A 20,382-nucleotide genomic window follows, 5' to 3' on the forward strand; every position below is an offset into this window, starting at 1 on the left:
AATGCCAATGATAGACATCCAACATATCTCTAAATGGTATGGTGATTTTCAGGTTTTAACAGATTGCACGACGAGTATTGAAAAAGGTGATGTCGTTGTTGTTTGCGGACCATCTGGTTCGGGAAAATCCACACTCATCAAAACAGTAAATGCTTTGGAACCATTTCAACAAGGTGACATTATTGTTGATGGAATTTCGCTTAAAGATCCAAAAACAGATCTTGCTAAATTCCGTTCACGAGTAGGGATGGTCTTTCAGCACTTTGAGCTTTTTCCGCACATGACTGTTTTGGAAAATTTGACGATTGCTCAAGTTAAAGTGTTAAAGCGTTCAGTTGCAGATGCTCGTGCAAAAGGTCTGAAATATTTAGAGCGTGTAGGCTTACTTGCTCATAAAGATAAATTTCCAGGGCAGTTATCGGGTGGTCAGCAGCAACGTGTAGCGATTGCACGTGGTTTATCTATGGACCCAATCTGTATGTTGTTTGATGAACCGACTTCTGCACTTGATCCTGAAATGGTCGGTGAGGTTCTTGAAGTTATGGTACAGCTCGCACATGAAGGCATGACCATGATGTGTGTTACGCATGAAATGGGTTTTGCTAAAAGAGTATCTAACCGTTTAATTTTTATGGATGAAGGTAAAATTTTAGAAGATTGCCCAACCCATGAGTTCTTTGATAATTTAGAAGCTCGTCATGAGCGTGCTAAACTTTTCTTAGAAAAAATTCAGGCGATGCACTAATAACCCTAATAAAAAAGAGCCATTAAAGGCTCTTTTTTTATATCTAATTTTTAGAAACTATATTTTGCTAGCAGGTTGATACGTGAATAATCACCCTTGTCACCTGCAAAAGTTTCACGTTGGCCGTAAGTATATTCTGCTCCTAAATCAATATTTTTAGTTGGGTTCCAGATTAAATTGACTAAAGCGTTATAAATTTCTTTGTTATAGCTGGTATTGGTTAAATTGCTATCTGCATACACATTATCATCTTTATATTGAATCCCACCTACAGCAAAAGTAGAACGCAGAATAGGGCTCCATTTACGTTGATATCCAATTACTGCACTATCGAATTCTCCTAAATTAATATCTTGTGTTGTTGTGTCATAGTTATAAGCCGAATTGCTATAAAGTAAATAACGGCCATCGCCTTTAACATGATAGTAGTTAGCAACCACGCTATCTTGAGGCGTTAAATCATATTTACCACCAACGCCTACACCCCAGCCAAATTTTTCTTCAGAAGTACTATCTTTTGGAGCCACACGGTTTTCATGGGCAAGACCATGTAGCTGTAATAGGCCTTTGTTATCCGTAGTTTTGAAATCATATCGTGCTGTTAAAGCAGGAAAACGGCTTCCACCGGCAGCATTACCAGCTTTTTCAACATCGCCACCCTCTAAGGCAACTAATATTTTTTGTTGTGCATTAATTGGCTGGGTGTAACGAACCTGTACTGTACGTGTAGTACCTGTACCAATAGCGCCATTAAAGTCTACTGTTTCTGGTGATGTATCTGTGTTTACAAACGGTGAGGTTGTTTGACCAGCTAGCCATTTTCCTAAAGACATATAGGCATGACGAACACGGAAAGTACCATTGCCATTATCTCCATTGCCACCCATGAAATCGGCTTCAATTTTACCTGTTAAATCTCCATATTGAGTTGGACGAGTAATATCTAAGCCAATTCGTGAAGTTGCTGCAGATACATTTAGTGAGTCTTGTTTTGGATCATCTTTATTGAGTGGATAATTGGCACCATTTGAAATACTGCCATTTGAACCTTTAAAGTCATAGGTTGCATCTGCGCGAACACTACCATAAAGCTTGACTTGAGTTTGCCCATCGGCCATAGGCATCCAACCCGGTTTTGATGCAGGAGGTGTAGGGGTAACTGGTGCTGCGGGAATTGTTGCTGGAGCAGTGACAGTTAAAGCTGTTTTTTGTTGATCAGATAGTTTCTGAACAAGTTGTTTTAACTCCTTTACTTCATCACGTAAGGCGTTAACTTCAGCATCTGTAGCTGCATGCACAGGCATCGTCACGCTCATTGCACCTAAAGAACTCATTGCTAACACTAGTGTTTTGATCTTATTCACAGGAACTCCCCCGACATGGATAAAAATTTTCCTGCAAATACATAACAAAAATGATGCCAACTTTAAGAAACTTGAAAAATAGTCAAATTTTGATGATTACTTCCTTTTTAGCGTTAAATAGTAGTGAGAATAAGGATTTTGCATCGATAAAACAGATTTAAGCATAAACCGACTCTCTAAAATGAATCGCCCCTGACACTACTTGCACGTTTAAAAGGCATAAAAGAATTAGGCTCTATAAAGGAAAAAGAGTTTTACTGTCTATAAACCTTTGTATTTTCAATGCAGAGGTGGTGGTATAGGGTTATACTGTCTTTACTGTGAAATTCTGGCTGGAGATAAGAGTGGAGTTAGATCGTTTTGATAAACAAATTCTAGAAATTTTGTCTCATGAAGACTTAAATTTGAATGAACTTTCAGAACGGATCAATCTGTCAGTCAGTTCTGTGCATCGCCGTATTAAGCACCTGATTGAAGCCAACATCATGGGGCAACTCAAAAGGGAAATTAATTTTAGTAAGCTTGGTTTTACTTTACATATTTTATTGCAAGTTTCATTGAGTAAACATGATAGTGAAACATTTGATAAATTTCTGTCTGAAATAGAAGCAATTCCAGAAGTAACCAATGCATTCTTGGTAACGGGTCAGAGTGCCGATTTTATTTTAGAGCTTGTAGCACGCAACATGGATGACTACAGTGAAATTTTATTAAGACGTATTGGAAAAATCGACAACGTAGTTGCTTTGCATTCTAGCTTTGTCATTAAAGAATATAATGTGTTTAATTGCTATAACTTGCTCAACAAGCTATAAAAAAACGCACCATTTGGTGCGTTTTCTTTGATTCAAATGTTTGATTTAAGCATCAAGTTGAGCCAAAACCTCATCCGAGAATTCAACGTTAGTATAAACGTTTTGTACATCGTCAAGATCTTCAAACATATCAATCATTTTAAGAATTTGTTTTGCTTGGTCAACATCTGTAATTTCAGCTTTTGTAGATGGGCTCATCACAACTTCTGCGTTATCAGATTTTAAACCAGCAGCAGTAAGGGCGTCTTGCACTTCACCGAAAGTTTCTGGTGAAGTGATTACCAAAATTTCATCTTCTGAAACTTCAATATCTTCAGCGCCAGCTTCTAAAGCAACTTCCATGATTTTATCTTCTAAAGAAACATCTTCAAAAGTAATCTCACCACGTTTAGTAAATAGATAAGATACAGAACCCGCAGTTCCTAAGTTACCATTTGTTTTACTAAAACAGTGACGTACGTCTGGTACTGTACGGTTTAAGTTATCTGTCATTGTTTCAACAAGAACAGCAACCCCGCCAACACCATAACCTTCATAAGTTACTTCTTTTAGATCATCATTATCTTCACCACCAGCACCACGTTGGATAGCACGGTTAATGGTGTCACGTGTCATATTAACTGAGAGAGCTTTTTCAACTACTGCACGCAGACGAGGGTTGCTAGCAGGATCTCCACCACCAAGTTTGGCAGCAGTCACAATTTCACGAATATATTTAGTAAAAACCTTACCGCGACTTGCATCTTGTTTAGCTTTACGATGCTTAATATTGGCCCATTTAGAATGACCCGCCATGGACGTGAACTCCAAAAAAAGAAAATGCAAAAGTGCTGGAATATTAGCATAGGCTTGGTTTTGTTGAAAACTGTTGCCCTGCGTTTTGTTAGCCAATTGAATAAGAACAATAAGCTTAAGACCTAATGATTGAGATTAGGTCAAATCAAGTCCAATTTGATTTAGTTAATTTTTACATCTATACCAAATTGAGCGTACAGCTCTTTAATGGTTTCCAAGTCTTTTTGTAAATCAGTCGGGTAAATTTTACCTAAAATCCCACCTTGTTTACTTCGAGCATTGGCATACATTAAAACAATAGGAACATTGGCTGCTTTTGCAATATGCCAAAAACCTGTACGGATAGGCTTACGTTCAGAGCCATCTTTAGCACGTGTAGCTTCTGGAGCAATCACTAAGTTAAAAGTTTCATGGGTTTGAAATTGTTCAACCATTTGCGAAACGATATCTTTACTTGCTTTACGATCAACAGGAATGCCACCCAATTTTTCTAAAATTGGCTTAAGTGGGCCTTTGAAAAGTTCTTTCTTTATTAGAGTATGAATTTTGATGTCTAACATTTGGAAGAGGGCAATCGAGAGCACTGCATCTAGATTTGAGGTATGTTCAAAGCCAATAATAACTTGTTTTTTCTCAAGAATTTGTGGGTCTACATTGTAGGTCCAACCAACGGCTTTAAAGATAGAGTTACCTAGAAATTTTTTCATACATCAGTGCAAATTGATAAATTTTCAGGATTCTAATATGAGTTTGTAAAAAAGCCTAGAAAAATTATGAAAGCTAAAGTAGAGCACAAAAGTTAAGGATTATCTAAGTTCTAAAATACTTTAAAAGTTCTTTTTTTATTTTTCTCAAACTTCGTCTGAAAGTAATAAACCTAGATAATTTTAAAATTAAGATACTGGCTGCGGTATCTCTTCATTAATTAAATATTCAATATATTTCCAAATTTTTTCAGGGTTAATAAGGTTTTTATCGGTCGTTCCATCAATAATCATCCCATCAATAATAGAAATAATGATATGAACAAGGGGAGTTGGATTTTCTATACCTAATTGATTAAGCTTTTCATGTAATAGGTTAGTCAACCATTTTGTATATTCATAAAATGGTTCGCGAATTGAAGTATATTGTTTAGATACTTCAATAAATGCCTTTTTAAATAAACAGCCATTAAATGTTTCGCTATTGATCCATTCAATATACCAATTAAAAATAATATGGATTTGCTCAAGAGGACTAGCATCTTGATGTAAACTCAATTGTTCATTGATTGAGTTTTGGATATTTATATTTCGATGTTGCAAGCATTCCATAATTAAATTTTCCTTTGACGGGAAATATTTATAAAAAGTCATTTTTGCAACATTTGATTCAGCAATAATACGGTCAACACCAGTAGCATTGTACCCAATCTGATTAAATAAATTTAAAGCAGTATTTATAATATCTTCTTTTTTTGACATTACTATTCCATATAGTTAAAACTAATTATAACTTAATCTAAAATATTAAATTTTTAATACAAATTATGATAATAAAAAACTGATTTTGATTCAAGTTGAGATTGTGATAATGATTATCATTAATTGGAGTTTTTTTAAATTTTTTATTTGATTTCGTACGATTTTAATTCTAATATTAATCAATGAAGGAACATATTTAAATATTAATTTAAGTCATTGTTTTTATAATAAAATATGTAAAAATCGATCATGCTTCAATAAGTTTAATGAGAGCGGATATGCCTAAGAAATTTGAGAATTTTAATAATCCTAGAAAGAAAGCGCTTACAGGGATGAAACAAAGCATTTCAGCTGAACTATGGGAAAAAAATTCAAACTTTTTGACCCGATTAAGAGCAAAGATTGCAAAACATCCTGTATCTCATCATCCTGCAATCGATACTTTAAATAATGGCGAAATTAATAAAGAAGATTTAATAAAAATTCATTTAGAGTATCGTCATGCAATTGTGCAAACTTTTACTGATGCATTGCTCATGGCCCAATTTCAAACTAAACAATTAGAGCCGAGATTGCATGCTGGTGCAAAAATGTTCCCGCGTTTTCTTTTGAGTTTAAATATTTTTGATGAGTTTGGATTTCGGCCAGGGTTGGATAAAGACGGCTACTATCAGGGAAATCCTGAATATGCTCATTATCCCTTATTTGAAGATATATTGAATGATTTCGGTATTACAGAACAAGATCGTCTAACTTATCATCCGACTGAAATTGCAGATCAGGTTAGGGTATTTTTAGAAAATGCTTATAATGACTATAAAGCTGTTTCAGCCTTATTAGCAGTCGCAGAAGAAGAAGTCATTCTGTATAGTCCACCGTTACGTAGAGCAACTAAGGCAGTTGGTCTAGATGTGGAGGGTGGTGGTTATTATCATGTACATGGTATTTCTGAGGATGAAAGTGCTGAAGCAGCAGATGATGATCATGAAGAGGATTTATGGTATGTCTTGATGCAAGCTTGTACAGAAGAAGACTATAATTATATTGAAAAATTATGCTTAGAGTATTGTGATTTATGGGAAAAGTTTTGGGATACACAATTAGAGAATTCTGAGCCCATGCGAAAGCAAATCTTAGCTTAATAGATGAAAGATGGATATTTAGTACGGAACGTAAGTGTATTTTAAAACATCTAAAATTTAGGGATAAAATAAATTTAAATTTTGAGTATTTTTTATAAGAGTAAAGCATATTTTATTTGGATATATATTAAAAAACCCCATAAACTTTTTGTTTATGAGGTTCGGTATTTGGTGGGCCCACACAGACTTGAACTGTGGACCAACGGATTATGAGTCCGCTGCTCTAACCAACTGAGCTATAGGCCCTATAAGTCAGAAAAGCTTTTAATCTCAATGCTTTTCAGTGCGTGCAATACTAATCAATTTTTTAATTAAACACAAGTCATTTTCTGAAGTAGACGCAAACTAAACCCAAAAATATTGTGTCATATTGGTTAATATTTCAAGCGATAGTGATTCTAGCTTATGTGTAGTTCAAGAGTAAAGTGGGGGAAGTTATTTATCGATCAATTAGAATTTATTCCAACAATCTATTGTGACGATGACTTAATTGTATTTGTAGTTTGAGACATTAATTTATATAAAATAAATTTTGTTTAAAATATGAGCAGGAATTGTAGATGTGCTGTTTGTGTGTTGTGAAAATATAGAATTAGAAAAAACTTATTTAAGATAAATATAAATGGTGATTAAAAATATTATATATTTTTATATTGTAGTTGAGCTTTAGATATATGGTAGATTGCCTTTTTAATTATATATTTCGAAAAATAATAGTTACAATAATTCTATTAATAGAGTTCTAGCCTATATGTAGTAAAAAATATAGACTATTAGGCCCAAATTACTTAAGAAAAATAATATTATTAATTTTTAGAGTAGGTGTGAAACTTAAATTCAACTTAATAAAAAGTAAAAATTAACATATAAAGTTAGCAACTTTAATAATGAAACATAAAAGTAACGAATAAACGGATTCAATATTTTTTGATGCAAATAAATTTAATTAAAATATAATAATTTTTCTTAAAGTATTGTTGTGTTTTTCTAAAAAAAAGCTGTTAAGGGTGGTAATAGAAATTTTTATTACTAAAATATCTTTCCTTCTCTAAAGTATTTTCTATATAAAACCTAAATTGTGATTGTCTTCACAAGAATACAAATGTTTGTATCTTATAAACTTTATTCTTGACTAAAACACTTGGTTTTAATAAAGTATAAGTGTATTTTTTACAAAACAAAATATTATTGCTTAATCCTGAAATACAACAAGAGGCCTACTTTCTAAGTAGGCTTTTTGTTTTTAGTAGTATTTAGAGAGATGGTACAGAGTAATAAGCTTAAGCTTTAAATAAACTAGATTTAACAAAAATAAAAATTATAAAAAATCTTTAGACTTTCAGAACTAACCTATAAAGTTTTATAAATTTTCTTGAATAATTTGAATTAACTCTCTAGCTGCTTTAGGTAAAGGGCGGTCTTGGAGCCAAATTAAATAAATAGATAAGGGTAGATGATTTTTCGTATTTTTAAAATCTAAAAGGACTAAGTGACCTTGATCAATTTTATCTTGTACTAGTGATAAGGGAAAATTTCCCCAACCAAGTCCAGCTTCAACCATATTAATTGCTGTTTGTAGACTATTGGTTTTCCAGTACATTGCACCAATAATTGAGCGGGAATCTGTCATTTCATGCTCACTACTCGCCACAACAATTTGTCTAATATTAATTAATTCCTCAATAGAAAAGCGTTTTGTTCTATCTTGTAGAAGAGCATGGTTAGAAGAAATCGTAGCCGCCACTGTTTCGGTCATTACCAATTGTAGATTCTCGCGCATTTTTATATTGAGGTCTGAACCCGCTAAGCAAAGACTGATTTGCTCCGTATAAAGTAAATTAACAATGTCGTCTTGGGGAGCAGTAATAACTTCTATGTTCAGTAAAGGGAATTTATCGGCTAGTTTCTTTATTGAATGGAATAATAATTTTGTATTTACATCGGAAACAACGCCAATACGCAATTTACTTTCAAGTCCTAAAGAAAGTTCATGTGCATGAGTGCTAAATAGCCTAAGTTGTTCAGAAATGATCCGTGCTTGAGGTTCCAAGGCTAATGCTGTAGCTGTAGGAATGACCTTTCGAGGAGTCCGTTCAAATAATATATAACCCAATTCTGCTTCTAAATTAGCAACGGCCATACTTACTGCTGAGGGGACTCGATTTAGTTTACGAGCAGCCGCAGAGAAAGAACCCGTATCGAGTACGGTTATGAAAAGTTCAATATTTTCACTGTTAAAATTCATTTTGATATCAGCTGAACTGAAAGCTATTAACTTTATATATGATTTTGACTGAAATTAAAATATAAGGAATGAAGCAGAGTTTATTGATTATGCAAGGTATAAAGCGTCGAATTGTATATGTTTCTTCCTATGAAATAATCGGAATGGTTATTTCATCAGTAGGGTTAGCGATTTTGGCAGGTGATAGTGTTGAACATACTGGACCACTATCTGTCATGATTACGACCATCGCTGTAACTTGGAATTTTATCTACAATATTTTATATGAGAAATGGGAAGCTAAACAAAGCAGTCATATCCGTACAGTTAAGCGTAGAGTTGGACATGCCATCGGGTTCCAGCTTACTTTGGTTCTGTTTTTAATTCCGCTTATTTCATGGTGGATGGATATTTCACTGATTGCTGCTTTTTGGTTAGATGTGGCCTTTATTATCATTATTCCTGTCTATACTTTTATATTTAATTGGAGTTTTGATAAGTTATTTGGATTGCCTATTTCGGCACAGGCTAAAGCGCTATCAGAATAACCGTAAAATTATTTTATAAGCTATCAAGGTGATCGACGTTGATAGCTTATCTAGTTTCATTATTTGATTTGATCAATGACTAACTGTTTTGAAAACTTGAGTTGAGCTTTCTTGGCGAAAATGTAGTAAATCAATGCAGTAGAGATAAGTCCTACAAGCCACGATAAATCGATTCCTCCTAACATTGCCGCAATTTGACCCGTATAGAATTTACTATCAATAAATGGTAGTTGAATCAAAATACCTAGAAAGTAGCAGGTAATTCCAATCCGATTCCAACGGCCATACTTACCATTTGGATCATAGAGTGCATCTACATCACATTCTTCTTTAGAGATAAAGTAGTAATCAACAAGATTAATAGCACTCCACGGAATAAAAAAGGTGAGTAAAAACAAAATAAATGCTTTAAAGGCGCTTAAAAAAGTATGTTCACCTATAATTGCAATAAAGGTTGAGACTACAACCATAGCAAGGACAATCAATAATCTTGTTATTTTTGAGATTTGATTTGTCGATTTGAAACTATTCCAAATCGTAGCAATACACATAAAACTGCCATAGGCATTTAAGGTCGTTAGAGTAACTTTCCCAAAAGCGATACTAAAATATAAAAAGGTCACGACGAGGGCAATTGGGTTCATACCCACAACATATTGAACTTCATTTCCGACAAAATTACCGTTTGCTACCTGAGCAATCAAAACACCTAAGCTCATAGAAATTTGTGAACCCAGTAGAGAACCTAAGCCAACGGCCCAAAATACATGAGATGAAGACGTTTTAGTTGGAAGGTAACGGGAGTAGTCTGCAACATAAGGCCCAAAAGAAATTTGCCAAGAAGCAGAAAGGGAAACTGCTAACAAGAATGAAGACCAGCTGAAATGACGTACTGCTAAGAGTTCAGAAAAATCAGAAAGTGCGAAGATCTGAGTCAAAATAATCACAAAAGCAATCAAACCAATAATACTGGCTACTTTGCCTACCAAATGGATTAAACGGTATCCAATCGTTGCGAATAAAATGATTAAACTTGCATAAATTAAGATACCAGTTGTATTGCTGACATGTGCCAAATGTGCAATTGCTTTACCCGCTAATACCTCTCCAGTTGCGGTAAAACCAATATACATAAGGCAAACGAGTATGATTGGAATGCACGCGCCATAAACCCCAAATTGCACACGGCTTGAAATCATTTGAGGGAGACCAAGTTTAGGACCTTGGGCAGCATGCAGTGCCATGACGGCAGCACCAAAAAATTGTCCTACTAATAAGCCGATAATAGACCAAAAAACATCTCCGCCTAACACAACGGCTAGCGCGCCTGTCACAATCGCTGTGATTTGTAAGTTGGCGCCGAACCATAGGGTAAATTGAGCAAATACTCCGCCGTGTCTTTCATTTTCAGGAATAAAATCAATACTTCGGTTTTCTATAAAACTACTATTAGGTTTCCCAGCCGATGAGTCCATTTCACTCTCCTTATCCTTTAAGAGCCATCCTATTCTTATTCATTCATATTTGTATAAGCAAATATAATCATGTATATACAAGTAATTTTAAGGAGAATCAAATATTTTTGAAGTATTGGACGTTAAAATTGAGTTAAATAATTCATAGATAAATAGAAAAAGTATTTGACTGATTTTATTTTTTAAAAGTTAAATGATAAAAAAATAATATATGAAAAAGCCCTCTGCAGAGGGCTCAATTTTATGCATTTGCGTCTAAAACAAGTTGGATATAAGTGGGAAGTTCAGAAAATTGTACCAGTTGGGTCTTATCTTCTTGCTTAAAATAATACTGATAATTTGGGGTGTCTAAATGGTTATCTAGATATTGGGTTGCATCTGTAAACTGTGCTTTTGCAATCGGCTTATCTTTCTTGCATTTAATAATAACAGGATTTACGGAGTTTAATTTTACAGGAACGCCATTTTCAAATTTAGCAGTTTCAATCAATAAGGAAATTTTGAAATCTCCGAAGGTTACACAGAAGTGACCTCCATTTTCTGTCTTAATTTCTCGGTCAGAGAAAAGATCTTTAAATAAATTCTTTAGGGATTCTCTGTGTTTATCTAAAGCAACTTGAAATTCATGATCACGTTGCTCGATCTTTTCTTGCTCTTCTTGTAGCAATTTGGCTTGCTTTTCAATTGTTGTAAAATCCAGCTTCATTTTAATATCTCCTTTGGTTGTTTTAAAACTATATATGGCAATCTTTTATTAAGTTTTAAAGAAACATACAGTATTTGTTACAACGGAATAATTAAGATGAGCTTTTGTATAAACCATCACAATTGTAAAAAATATTTTGAAAATATAAGAATTTAAAGAAATAATTTATATAATTGAAATGCTGCTACATATTAAGGATAGATTTTTAATGTAGCAGCATATTTCTTATTTTATACAAGGTTTTGCCATAAGTGGCGTGCTTTTAGTTTTAAAAAATCCTCCACTACTCATTACACCAAGCATTACTAAAACTGTTCCTAGTAATTGCCAGATATTGAGGGCTTGTCCAGTAAGTAGAGCAATTATCATACTGAACACTGGGACAAAGTTAAAAAAGACAGAAGCACGACCAGCACCTAACTTTTGTATGCCATTAAACCAGAATAGATAAGCAATCATGGTAGAGCAGATAACAACATATCCCATGGCTAAGTGCGCATTTATAGGGGCAGATGTAATCGCTGTAAGAGGATCTTCAAATATCACACTCAACAAACCAAGTGTTATTGCCCCGAACAGCATAGAAAAAGTTGTTGTTTCTAAGGGAGTAGCATTTTTTACATAACGGCGAGACAGTACATTTGCAAGACAAAATCCAAATGCGCCCAATAATATAAATAGATCTCCAATGTCTATTTTGAGGTGCAGCAAAGTCGTTATATGTCCCTGACTAATCACCAGTAACACGCCACTTAAGCCAAATAAAACGCCTAAGAATTTGTTAGTAGTAAGTTTTTCACCATCTAAAAGGATTGTCATTAATAGAGTCATTAATGGCGTGGTTGCCATAATTAAAGCACCGTTAACAGCTGATGTGGTTTGAAGTCCATAAAAACAGCCAATGTTAAATCCCGCAATTCCGATAATACCAATAATCAGATAGATAGCTAGATTCTGTCTTAAGGCTGTCCATCTAAGCTGGCCTGTTATTGAAAAGATTAAGAGTAAGCCTAGACTTGCAATAAAAAAACGTTCAGACGCAGCAGATAACGGGGGCATATGTTGAATAATATAAGACATTGCATTAAATGCTGATCCCCAAAAAAACATCGTTAAGACAACACCAGCATAGGCATAAGCCACCGTTCTGTTCATGGACAGGCTCCCATTAAGAAAGGTTTTATTCTCGACAAATCTATAAAGGTGTACAATTCCATATTAATACACTTCTAATGTGAAAATTTGCACAATGATTGATTGGGAAAATTTGCATTACTTTTCAGTTTTTACAGAAGAAAAGTCACTTTCTGCTGCTGCCAGAAAATTGGGAGTAGATCATGCAACTGTATCTAGAAGAATTGCCCAGCTAGAACAAAATTTAAAACTTAAATTAGTTGATCGTAGGCCACGGACATACATTCTGACTCCTGACGGAGAACGTCTTGCACAAGTAGTTGCTCGTATGATGGAAGAAACTTTTTCTATTGAACGTTTAACTCAAGCAGGTCAGCAAGAAGTAATGGGAAGTGTCTCTATTAGTATGCCTCCTTTAACTGCTGCACATCTCATCATGCCTCATTTGGGTAAATTTTATCGCCATTATCCGCAATTAAAATTACGGGTGCTCGGTGATGTTCATTATGTTTCTTTACAGCATAGTGAAGCCGATATTGCGGTACGATTTGGACGTCCTAAGGATGAAAATTTAGTTGCTCGAAAAGTAGGTGAAATACCTTTTGGAATATATGCAGGTCCAAATTATTTAGCTTCAACAGATCCTGAAAATTATGATTGGATTAGTGTAGAAGTGGGGGGAGTGCATGGTCAAAAACAGCAAAAGTTAAAAGAAAGGTTAAATCATAAAGAACCGATAATGGTTACCAATAATCCCGAGTTACAGTGGAGAGCTGCATGTGGAGAAATTGGTTTAGCGGTCTTACCAGATTTTTTAGGAGCTATTAGCAATTTGGTCAGATTACAAGATGATTATCCGATGAGTGCTGAAATATGGTTAGTCACACACGAAGATTTACGGCATAGCCCTGCAATACGTGTAGTAATGGATTTTCTTATATCTTGTTTTGAAGCTTTTAAGGTCTAATGTGTTAATGCTATCCATTTATATAAAAGCTACTGGAGTCCGTAGCTTTTATATTGAGATAAATTTTAAGCCAGACTGACTTCTATTCCTCTACGTAAATTAGATTGGTCCTGATCGGAGTTTAAATCAATTTTGGCATACGATTTGGCAAGTATGCGTCGAGCAGCAAAATTAATTGGTTTTTCTATCAACTTAGGTAATTTGATACCTAAGGGGTTGCTTTCGGTTTGAGATACCTCGGTTTTGATCCTAGTTCCCATAATATAGTCAAACCATGGTTTGGTAACGCACCAATTAGCATTTTGATTGCTTGTCATATGATGATCATAGTGCCAAGGGATGCGTTTCTTAGCATATTCAGGATCTAAATGGGCTTTTGAATGTACACGCCAATAATTCCATAAGCCATAATAAAGCCCAGCTGTAAAAAAGGGTGCTACTGGTAAGAATACTGTTGCAGCACCAGCTAAACTAATTAATGCTGTTTTTTCATTATAAATTTCTGCATTTTTGAACATTGATTCTGCATAACCTTCATCATGAAAATTATTTAAGCGAGCACGTTTATGATGAGCAATATGAGTAAAAAAAGGGCTGTTACGATACTTAGTTGGATATTCGTGTAACCAAACTTTATGGAAGTACCATTCAAGGCCATTTGCAACAAAAATACCGACAGGAAACCCGAGCATACTAATTACTTCTCATGAATCATAATTTAAATGCATTGTAAAATAAGAAAGTTTTATCGCTTTGACTTTATAGGCAGTCCAAGAACTGCCTATAAAATCAATTTTATTGCTTTTGTTTGCGTTGGCGATATGCGCTTGGAGTTTCACCAGTCCAACGTTTAAAAGCTCGTGTAAATGCAGAGGGTTCAGAAAAGCCAGTTAAATAAACAATTTGATCAAGGGTTTCTTTGGTGTTTGCAAGTAAACGTCTTGCAAGCCTCTCTCGATGCTGGTTTAAAATTTTCTCGTAATTAGTATTAATTGCTTGTAAATCAGCTCGAAGGGTACGTGGGTTACGATTTAATTGTTCAGCAATAAATTTTTGATCGAATTGACCAGATTCAAGTAAACCATTGCTGAGCAAGCGCTCAATCGCATAAACAAGTTGATGCTTTTCTAAGTTTGATAGTTGCTGTTCAGCAATTGTTTCATGAATTTTTAATAATTCAGGTTCAGCCGCTGGTGATGCTTTATTCAATAATGTACTAGGAAAAATTATAGCGCCTTGTTTTTGGTTTAAAATTACCGGGCATTTCCAAGCTTCTTGATAATTATTAGCTGAAGCACCTTGTTGATAAGGTAATGTAATTTGGCTAGGCCTAAACTCGTTATTTGTAATATATTTAAAAAAATTAAGAAAAATACCGATACCACATTCAAGATAATGTCTTACAGGGTGTTCAAAACCTACTAATAACGCGATATCTTTTTCAACAATTAAAGAAAGATTAAATACATCGGTTAACAGGTGCTGATATCTTAAAGCACGTTGTAAACCTTCACCGAAAGTAGAACTACTTAAAAATAAATATTCAATAACTAAACCTCTGAAAGCAGGCATTTGACTACCTACATGCAAACCAATATCAGGATCTTCACTTATTTCTTCTGCCGCTGTCCAAAATCGCTGTTGAGTAGAATTGTCTCTACGAATATTTTTATCGGGCGGTTGATTGGGTAAATTTACACTTGCAAAAATAGATGCTGCATCTAATCCCATTTGCTGCATAGTTTGATAAGTCATCCATAAAAAAATTCCAGCATCGGAAGAATTTTTTGACATGTTTTTTATAAATATCCAGAAAGTTGTACAATGCATTCAATCATGAATTTATTGTTAATACGATATTCTTACCTATAAATTTCATTGATCAGAAAAAAAGCCTGCATCTTCACGTGCCTGTTTTAAAGCTAAAATAAAAGATATTAGTAAAAGTAGCCCTATGAGGAAAAGAAAAAGATCAATTTTACTGATCGCGTAACCTATACTTGTAGCTCCTAAGCTTAGTAAAACAATACATAATATTTTCCAAAAAATGAGCATGTTACGTTCTGATAAAAGCCTAAGAATATTGTTTGTAATTGAAAGGGATTTCTAAATTTATTTATGTTTTTTTTATTATAGATTATGTAATTCTTTATAATTTTATAAAATTCGTTTTTTATTAAGATTTTGAAAAATAAATAAATTATTTTTAGGTTATATAAATCAATTTCTTTCATTTTTTCTTAAAATTAAGTTTTTATTAATTAATAGAATGATAATTCTTTAGAAACACTATAAAATAGGAATGTAAAAAATAAATTTAATTTTTTAATTAATATAAAACAATAGTTTACTGTGGTTATTTAAATTTTTGTTAAAAAAAAGACTTGATTTTTAAGCTAAATTTTGGAATTATAGTTATGCAAATTGTGATCTATTTCCCACAATTTGTATTTCAGGTTAAGTGGTTATCACTAATGCTCATTTGCTATTTTTGCTTATGAGCATTTTTTTATGTGACTTTTTAATATAACTACAAAATTTTTGAAGCGTTAAATTTTAAGATTATTTAGCTGAGCTAAGCTTAATTATTTTTAATAAATTTTTAGAGATAAATTAATCATATTGAATAGTTACAGTTGCTGTTGCCGTAACCTCACCCGCGCTTACATTAGCCGCTGTTTGATAGTAACGAGCAGTTAAGGGGATATCGTACTCTATAGTCTGATTAGAGCTGACTGTGCCTATATTTTGTTTTATTGTTTTTTGAATTGGGGTAGTGGCACCATTCATATTCCATAATAGTTCTACACCCACACCATTGGCTTTGGTTGAGTTTGCTGCACTATTATTAATGACCTGATTATTTTTGGGATCAGAATTATAGTCAAAACTTAAGCTGATGGTGTTACTTGTTGCTATACCCGAGTTGTTTTCGCCGCCGTTACATAAAATCGATAGATTAAAGCTCTGCTCGCCTTGTGTTGAACCAATCGCTTTAAAACCTGACTTTGTAACAGTCGGGAGTTGAATAGGTATATCTACACCATTTTGAATTTCACATGATGAAGACGCGATCAGAATAGGAGCATTACTTAATACTGTAGTAGTTAAAAATGGTCGGTTTTGTTGACCTGATACATAATAGGTGCTGTAACGTCCTGCTACTAATGCTCCTGAACCTGTGGTGATGGATGTTTTAATAACTTCCATAACAAAATATCCCGGTGAAAGGGTATATGCAGTATTTGGGGTTAAAGTACGTCTATATGGATAATACCCAGAAAAATCTGAAGCATCTGCTGCTTCACGATAAAGACGAATACCAATACCGGGAATATTGGTCGCATAAACATTATTACCTATTGGGCTAACTGGATAATTTAAGGGGAGAGCTGCAATAATTTGATCACTAGCACGACTACATGTTGCAGTGGAATTATTGGGAGAAATCGTAAAAGTATTCCTTTGTAAGATAGTCCCTATAGGGTCAGTCGGTTTTACGACGATTTTACCAATGTTCATCGGGATATCGACGGTGGTAAATCCCTTACTTAAATTACAATTTGCATTTGTATGGCTATAAGCAAATAGACTCACTGTCAAAAATCCAAATTTTTTTAAAATCTTATTCATTTACAGATTGCCTTTGTCATAATAATTGATTGATTGTTATGCTTTATTTGATCCGTGATATCGTATTCAAGTTCGCATTTTTCAGTACTCCTTTCTCCCCATTTCACATATAAACGGTCATGGGTTAAGGGGGTTCGTAAATAAATACGGCTGCCTTGCGCAACAATACCTATTACTTCGTTATTCTGGTTATATACCTGTGCGGCAAAAGGCAAATGTGAGCCATCTAAAGTGGTTGGGCTGATAAAAAGTGCATAACCTTTTTTTGTTGAGAATTGAACTTTAGTGATTGAGCCTGCATAGGGAGCAATACGTAAGCTACTTTCAGCTAGCTCAACCTGTGTAGACATGTTTTGTGGATCAAGACTAATGTCATTCATATGGTAAGGCGTAACATAGGGGATAACTGCATATCCCTTTTTGTTTATGCTGAGGCCTGGTGTATTACCGACTTGTGCTCCTGTTGCATCTGGTGCATAAACTAAAACCATTGTTTGAGCTTGATCTGGACCAAACAGAATTCCTTGGGAGTGAGCAACGATATTGCCACTCAAGTTAAGCATTTCTTGTTGATATGAGTCAGCGTGACTAAATGAAGCACCTAATGTTGTGTAGTTTGTCTTATAGTTGCCATTGATATTGAGATTCGTTTGACCATGGTTTTGACTGGAAATTGATGCGCCGTAATTCAACCGGTTTCCTGTAAAACCGCTAAAACTCAGAATTTGGCTATCTTCACTTATAAGACTATTAAAATTTAAAGAGCTTTTCTTAAAATCTAAGGGAAAGGATAGAGAAATGAGGTATTGAGTATCTTGGTTAGCTCGCCCGCCAGCTTCAATAGTTTCACTATTAATTGCAGAGAAACTATAAGTTAAATCTTTAAATTGGTTGCTATAACCTAATTGGAATTGCTTATTAGTAGTAGACTGGTTCCAATAGTTTGTCCACGAACCTACTAAATAGAAATTTCCCCATTGGTTTGGAAGAGCTTGATTTAAATTAATCTGAAATTCACTTTTTTGCTTACCTACCGAAAAATTATCAATGTTTTGCTCTTGTAAGTCCCGAATCAAAATTGCATCACGTATTTTGAGATAGTTTTGTGTTGAATAACGATAAGTTGCTAGTGTTAAGTTAGTATGCGTTGGAGAAAATAACTTATTGTAACTTAGACGATAACTTTGCCCTGTCATTTTAGGTTGATGAGAAAAATTGGCATTTGAATGTGTTGCATCAAAAGAAATAGCGCCAATAGGCGTTGAAAAAGCTGTACCTAACAATACAGAGAAATACTGCTGTGTTCCTTGAGTTGAGCTATAAGTTGTAAGGTAATTATTGATTCCGCGTTGATATTTACCCTGTATTAGCCATGGAGTTAACTTAATGTTTGGGTCTCGAAATTGTCCTAAGGTGAATGAATATCGGCTCATTTGAGGGCGTAGCATTTCAATTACAGAAGCATATGGAATAGAATATTTTTGAACTACTCCATTAGATTCAAGTACCGAAACTTGTAACTCACCTCCAAATCCTGTGGGATAGAGATCATTAATTTCAAAGTTTCCCGGTGGGACTGTGGTCTGGTAAATTAAATTACCTTGTTGTCTAATTTCGACTTTTGCATTGGTTTTGGCATAACCTCGAACTCTTGGAGCATAACCGAGCATACTATTTGGAAGCATTCTGTCATCACTTGAAATATTCATTCCACGATAGGGTAAAGAGTCAATAAAATCGCTATTAGTAAAATAATCTCCTAAAGTCACAACACCGTGGATATCTGGAAACGCCTTTTGTATATATGTATTTGTGGAGGTATAAGAAGAATTATTAGATTGAGAATTAGATTGGCTTTGCCATTTCCATTGTCCATTATGGCGAAACTGCCAACTTGCTAAATTTGCTCCAAGATTGGCTCCCATAAAAGCATAACTATTTTCATGTGGTTCATTGACTATTCGATATGCTGTTGCGTTATAGCTTAAAAAAGCTGCATTAATACCGCGATCCCACAAATGCGGATCGATATAACCTTGCGGATTTTTCTCTAAGACGACTTGCGGGATCGAAATATCAATTCTTAAACGGGAACTATCAAATACATAAAAAGCACTATCTATCCATGAAGCGAGAGTTTTACATGAAAGAGATGAATTAGAGTCATGTTGACTTAGAACATTAGCTTTTACCCCATATTCAAGCAACATGGCCTTTGTAAAACATGTTCCAGCATTTGTGTTATGAGCTGAGGCAGTAAATCGCATACGCCGTTTACCCAGCCATTGACCATTAAGATAAACATCTAAGCTATATTCACCAGGCAAGGTCGGGTTTCCGTATTTGAAGCGAGCTATATCAATTTTTTGTGCATTACCTACTAAGAAATTACTATCAAATTCAGCCTTCGTAAAATGTGGAACATCAGTATTATTTTCAGCATATATAGCCATAGGCATGAATAGCGTAATACTTGAGACGACATACCAAGTAAAGGGGCTTTTTAAACATATATAAGGTATAAACCATTTAGACATAGTTCTAGAGCCTACTCATGATAGGTTTTAAATTTTCTTAAGAAATACAATGAGGTTAGAATTTTATTGGGTGCTCAACTCGTCCACCGTAATCATTGATATACACAAAGCTCATATCTGCTAAGTTTTTATTTTTTAGTTTAATTTTATCCTCTGAATAAGGGGCAATCATTAAGCCTTGTTGCAATAAGGCTGTTTTATGGCCTTCACTTCCTTGAAAAATGGAGGTAATAGTAAGAAAAAAAGGTGTCGGATTTTTTATCATTAGATATTGATCATTTATTTTCCACTCGACTTTGTCACTTAGTTGATCAATATTTTCTTTTAGATCTATAGGGCGGTAAAAAAATTTAATTCGCGAACGAACAGCGAGTTGCAAAAAATTGTTAGAGGTTGTTGTGGTTTGACCTTGTTGAGTTCTCCCTTCAGGTTTAGGAGGGATATCTAAAACATTAAGCCAAAAAATAGATTCTTGTTGTTGGCTTAGTTGAGATGTAGTAGGCAACGCTGTAATCCTTAAGGTTTGCCCCTTAGTTGCTTCTACTCTTGAAATTGGTGGAGTAATAATGAAAGGTACATTTGTTTCATCTGGTGTTGACTTTGCATTTCCATCATCGATCCATGCTTGAACAAGAGACGGGGCCGTGCCGTTATTACTCAGTTGTAATGTGATCTCACGGGCATTTGAAGGATAAATGACACGAGTACCATGTAAAACAATCTCAGCATGACCTGTAGTAGTGAGCGCTACTTGCAGGCAAACTAATCCCCAAAAAAATTTACGACCACGAAAAAGCATCAGTCATATTCTCAATAACAAATAATAGGAAG

General features: G+C 34.4%; 19 protein-coding genes and 1 tRNA gene. 5 read left to right on the plus strand and 15 right to left on the minus strand.

Annotation, left to right across the window (positions count from 1 at the left end):
- The first annotated feature begins 1 nt into the window (after nucleotide 1).
- The gene (locus MKL33_RS13180) at nucleotides 2–745 is read left to right on the plus strand and encodes an amino acid ABC transporter ATP-binding protein (protein ID WP_002114298.1); all 744 of its coding nucleotides are present in this window, start codon (nucleotides 2–4) and stop codon (nucleotides 743–745) included.
- 50 nt (nucleotides 746–795) lie between these two features.
- Here the strand turns inward: MKL33_RS13180 and MKL33_RS13185 are convergent, their stop codons facing one another.
- Nucleotides 796–2,109 (minus strand): DcaP family trimeric outer membrane transporter, encoded by a 1,314-nt coding sequence (locus tag MKL33_RS13185; RefSeq protein ID WP_197738922.1) that lies wholly within the window; start codon nucleotides 2,107–2,109, stop codon nucleotides 796–798.
- A gap of 344 nt (nucleotides 2,110–2,453) precedes the next feature.
- Between MKL33_RS13185 and MKL33_RS13190 the strand changes: the two genes are divergently transcribed.
- Nucleotides 2,454–2,924, plus strand: coding sequence for an Lrp/AsnC family transcriptional regulator (locus MKL33_RS13190; protein ID WP_002050132.1), 471 nt, complete (start codon nucleotides 2,454–2,456; stop codon nucleotides 2,922–2,924).
- Nucleotides 2,925–2,969: 45 nt separating this feature from the next.
- On the opposite strand, the gene MKL33_RS13195 is transcribed toward MKL33_RS13190, so the two are convergent.
- The 3 genes from MKL33_RS13195 to MKL33_RS13205 form a co-directional block, all read right to left on the minus strand.
- Entirely contained in the window at nucleotides 2,970–3,719 is a 750-nt protein-coding gene (locus MKL33_RS13195) for a YebC/PmpR family DNA-binding transcriptional regulator (protein ID WP_002114471.1), read from the minus strand.
- 161 nt (nucleotides 3,720–3,880) lie between these two features.
- The gene (locus MKL33_RS13200) at nucleotides 3,881–4,426 is read right to left on the minus strand and encodes a 1-acyl-sn-glycerol-3-phosphate acyltransferase (protein WP_002114566.1); all 546 of its coding nucleotides are present in this window, start codon (nucleotides 4,424–4,426) and stop codon (nucleotides 3,881–3,883) included.
- Nucleotides 4,427–4,612: 186 nt separating this feature from the next.
- Nucleotides 4,613–5,185 (minus strand): TetR/AcrR family transcriptional regulator, encoded by a 573-nt coding sequence (locus MKL33_RS13205; RefSeq protein ID WP_005802380.1) that lies wholly within the window; start codon nucleotides 5,183–5,185, stop codon nucleotides 4,613–4,615.
- 278 nt (nucleotides 5,186–5,463) lie between these two features.
- On the opposite strand from MKL33_RS13205, the gene MKL33_RS13210 reads away from it, so the two are divergent.
- A complete protein-coding gene (locus MKL33_RS13210; protein WP_039760712.1) occupies nucleotides 5,464–6,327 on the plus strand; it encodes an iron-containing redox enzyme family protein in 864 nt (287 codons plus the stop codon).
- Between the two features lie 169 nt (nucleotides 6,328–6,496).
- Here MKL33_RS13210 and MKL33_RS13215 read toward each other — a convergent pair.
- Both MKL33_RS13215 and MKL33_RS13220 read right to left on the minus strand, forming a co-directional pair.
- Nucleotides 6,497–6,573 (minus strand) — tRNA-Ile (locus MKL33_RS13215).
- Nucleotides 6,574–7,687: 1,114 nt separating this feature from the next.
- On the minus strand, nucleotides 7,688–8,572 hold the full coding sequence (locus tag MKL33_RS13220; protein WP_005076369.1) for a LysR family transcriptional regulator: 885 nt from the start codon (nucleotides 8,570–8,572) through the stop codon (nucleotides 7,688–7,690).
- Nucleotides 8,573–8,661: 89 nt separating this feature from the next.
- Here MKL33_RS13220 and MKL33_RS13225 point away from each other — a divergent pair, with 89 nt between their 5' ends.
- Nucleotides 8,662–9,099, plus strand: coding sequence for a PACE efflux transporter (locus MKL33_RS13225; protein ID WP_005076367.1), 438 nt, complete (start codon nucleotides 8,662–8,664; stop codon nucleotides 9,097–9,099).
- Between the two features lie 59 nt (nucleotides 9,100–9,158).
- Here the strand turns inward: MKL33_RS13225 and MKL33_RS13230 are convergent, their stop codons facing one another.
- From MKL33_RS13230 to MKL33_RS13240, 3 genes are all read right to left on the minus strand, one after another.
- Nucleotides 9,159–10,574, minus strand: coding sequence for a purine-cytosine permease family protein (locus MKL33_RS13230; RefSeq protein WP_270907122.1), 1,416 nt, complete (start codon nucleotides 10,572–10,574; stop codon nucleotides 9,159–9,161).
- Between the two features lie 241 nt (nucleotides 10,575–10,815).
- Nucleotides 10,816–11,280, minus strand: a complete 465-nt coding sequence (locus MKL33_RS13235; RefSeq protein ID WP_161282081.1) for a hypothetical protein — start codon at nucleotides 11,278–11,280, stop codon at nucleotides 10,816–10,818.
- A gap of 225 nt (nucleotides 11,281–11,505) precedes the next feature.
- A complete protein-coding gene (locus MKL33_RS13240) occupies nucleotides 11,506–12,435 on the minus strand; it encodes a DMT family transporter (RefSeq protein ID WP_270907123.1) in 930 nt (309 codons plus the stop codon).
- A 94-nt stretch (nucleotides 12,436–12,529) separates the two neighbouring features.
- Here MKL33_RS13240 and MKL33_RS13245 point away from each other — a divergent pair, with 94 nt between their 5' ends.
- Nucleotides 12,530–13,381, plus strand: coding sequence for a LysR family transcriptional regulator (locus MKL33_RS13245; protein WP_206215989.1), 852 nt, complete (start codon nucleotides 12,530–12,532; stop codon nucleotides 13,379–13,381).
- A gap of 65 nt (nucleotides 13,382–13,446) precedes the next feature.
- Here the strand turns inward: MKL33_RS13245 and MKL33_RS13250 are convergent, their stop codons facing one another.
- The 6 genes from MKL33_RS13250 to MKL33_RS13275 form a co-directional block, all read right to left on the minus strand.
- On the minus strand, nucleotides 13,447–14,073 hold the full coding sequence (locus tag MKL33_RS13250) for a sterol desaturase family protein (protein ID WP_032034795.1): 627 nt from the start codon (nucleotides 14,071–14,073) through the stop codon (nucleotides 13,447–13,449).
- A gap of 103 nt (nucleotides 14,074–14,176) precedes the next feature.
- A complete protein-coding gene (locus tag MKL33_RS13255; RefSeq protein ID WP_270907124.1) occupies nucleotides 14,177–15,175 on the minus strand; it encodes an AraC family transcriptional regulator in 999 nt (332 codons plus the stop codon).
- Between the two features lie 81 nt (nucleotides 15,176–15,256).
- Entirely contained in the window at nucleotides 15,257–15,436 is a 180-nt protein-coding gene (locus tag MKL33_RS13260) for a hypothetical protein (RefSeq protein ID WP_002115975.1), read from the minus strand.
- A 558-nt stretch (nucleotides 15,437–15,994) separates the two neighbouring features.
- A complete protein-coding gene (locus MKL33_RS13265) occupies nucleotides 15,995–17,014 on the minus strand; it encodes a fimbrial protein (RefSeq protein WP_270907125.1) in 1,020 nt (339 codons plus the stop codon).
- Nucleotides 17,011–19,467, minus strand: a complete 2,457-nt coding sequence (locus MKL33_RS13270; RefSeq protein ID WP_270907284.1) for a fimbria/pilus outer membrane usher protein — start codon at nucleotides 19,465–19,467, stop codon at nucleotides 17,011–17,013. Before MKL33_RS13270 ends, MKL33_RS13265 begins: the two co-directional genes overlap by 4 nt.
- A gap of 139 nt (nucleotides 19,468–19,606) precedes the next feature.
- Nucleotides 19,607–20,350 carry a fimbrial biogenesis chaperone gene (locus MKL33_RS13275; protein ID WP_270907126.1) on the minus strand — a complete coding sequence of 248 codons (744 nt, stop codon included), beginning with the start codon at nucleotides 20,348–20,350 and terminating at the stop codon, nucleotides 19,607–19,609.
- Between the last annotated feature and the right edge of the window lie 32 nt (nucleotides 20,351–20,382).

Source organism: Acinetobacter sp. AOR43_HL (genome assembly GCF_027854635.1).
GTDB classification, from domain to species: domain Bacteria; phylum Pseudomonadota; class Gammaproteobacteria; order Pseudomonadales; family Moraxellaceae; genus Acinetobacter; species Acinetobacter pittii.

Bases quoted from the DNA above. Each gene is read 5' to 3' on its own strand.
- MKL33_RS13255 (WP_270907124.1), bottom strand. From the start codon at position 15,175: ATGTCAAAAAATTCTTCCGATGCTGGAATTTTTTTATGGATGACTTAT.
- MKL33_RS13240 (WP_270907123.1), bottom strand. From the start codon at position 12,435: ATGAACAGAACGGTGGCTTATGCCTATGCTGGTGTTGTCTTAACGATG.
- MKL33_RS13180 (WP_002114298.1), top strand. From the start codon at position 2: ATGCCAATGATAGACATCCAACATATCTCTAAATGGTATGGTGATTTT.
- MKL33_RS13275 (WP_270907126.1), bottom strand. From the start codon at position 20,350: ATGCTTTTTCGTGGTCGTAAATTTTTTTGGGGATTAGTTTGCCTGCAA.
- MKL33_RS13230 (WP_270907122.1), bottom strand. From the start codon at position 10,574: ATGGACTCATCGGCTGGGAAACCTAATAGTAGTTTTATAGAAAACCGA.
- MKL33_RS13265 (WP_270907125.1), bottom strand. From the start codon at position 17,014: ATGAATAAGATTTTAAAAAAATTTGGATTTTTGACAGTGAGTCTATTT.
- MKL33_RS13235 (WP_161282081.1), bottom strand. From the start codon at position 11,280: ATGAAGCTGGATTTTACAACAATTGAAAAGCAAGCCAAATTGCTACAA.
- MKL33_RS13210 (WP_039760712.1), top strand. From the start codon at position 5,464: ATGCCTAAGAAATTTGAGAATTTTAATAATCCTAGAAAGAAAGCGCTT.
- MKL33_RS13225 (WP_005076367.1), top strand. From the start codon at position 8,662: ATGCAAGGTATAAAGCGTCGAATTGTATATGTTTCTTCCTATGAAATA.
- MKL33_RS13270 (WP_270907284.1), bottom strand. From the start codon at position 19,467: ATGGCTATATATGCTGAAAATAATACTGATGTTCCACATTTTACGAAG.
- MKL33_RS13245 (WP_206215989.1), top strand. From the start codon at position 12,530: ATGATTGATTGGGAAAATTTGCATTACTTTTCAGTTTTTACAGAAGAA.
- MKL33_RS13195 (WP_002114471.1), bottom strand. From the start codon at position 3,719: ATGGCGGGTCATTCTAAATGGGCCAATATTAAGCATCGTAAAGCTAAA.
- MKL33_RS13205 (WP_005802380.1), bottom strand. From the start codon at position 5,185: ATGTCAAAAAAAGAAGATATTATAAATACTGCTTTAAATTTATTTAAT.
- MKL33_RS13220 (WP_005076369.1), bottom strand. From the start codon at position 8,572: ATGAATTTTAACAGTGAAAATATTGAACTTTTCATAACCGTACTCGAT.
- MKL33_RS13260 (WP_002115975.1), bottom strand. From the start codon at position 15,436: ATGCTCATTTTTTGGAAAATATTATGTATTGTTTTACTAAGCTTAGGA.
- MKL33_RS13200 (WP_002114566.1), bottom strand. From the start codon at position 4,426: ATGAAAAAATTTCTAGGTAACTCTATCTTTAAAGCCGTTGGTTGGACC.
- MKL33_RS13250 (WP_032034795.1), bottom strand. From the start codon at position 14,073: ATGCTCGGGTTTCCTGTCGGTATTTTTGTTGCAAATGGCCTTGAATGG.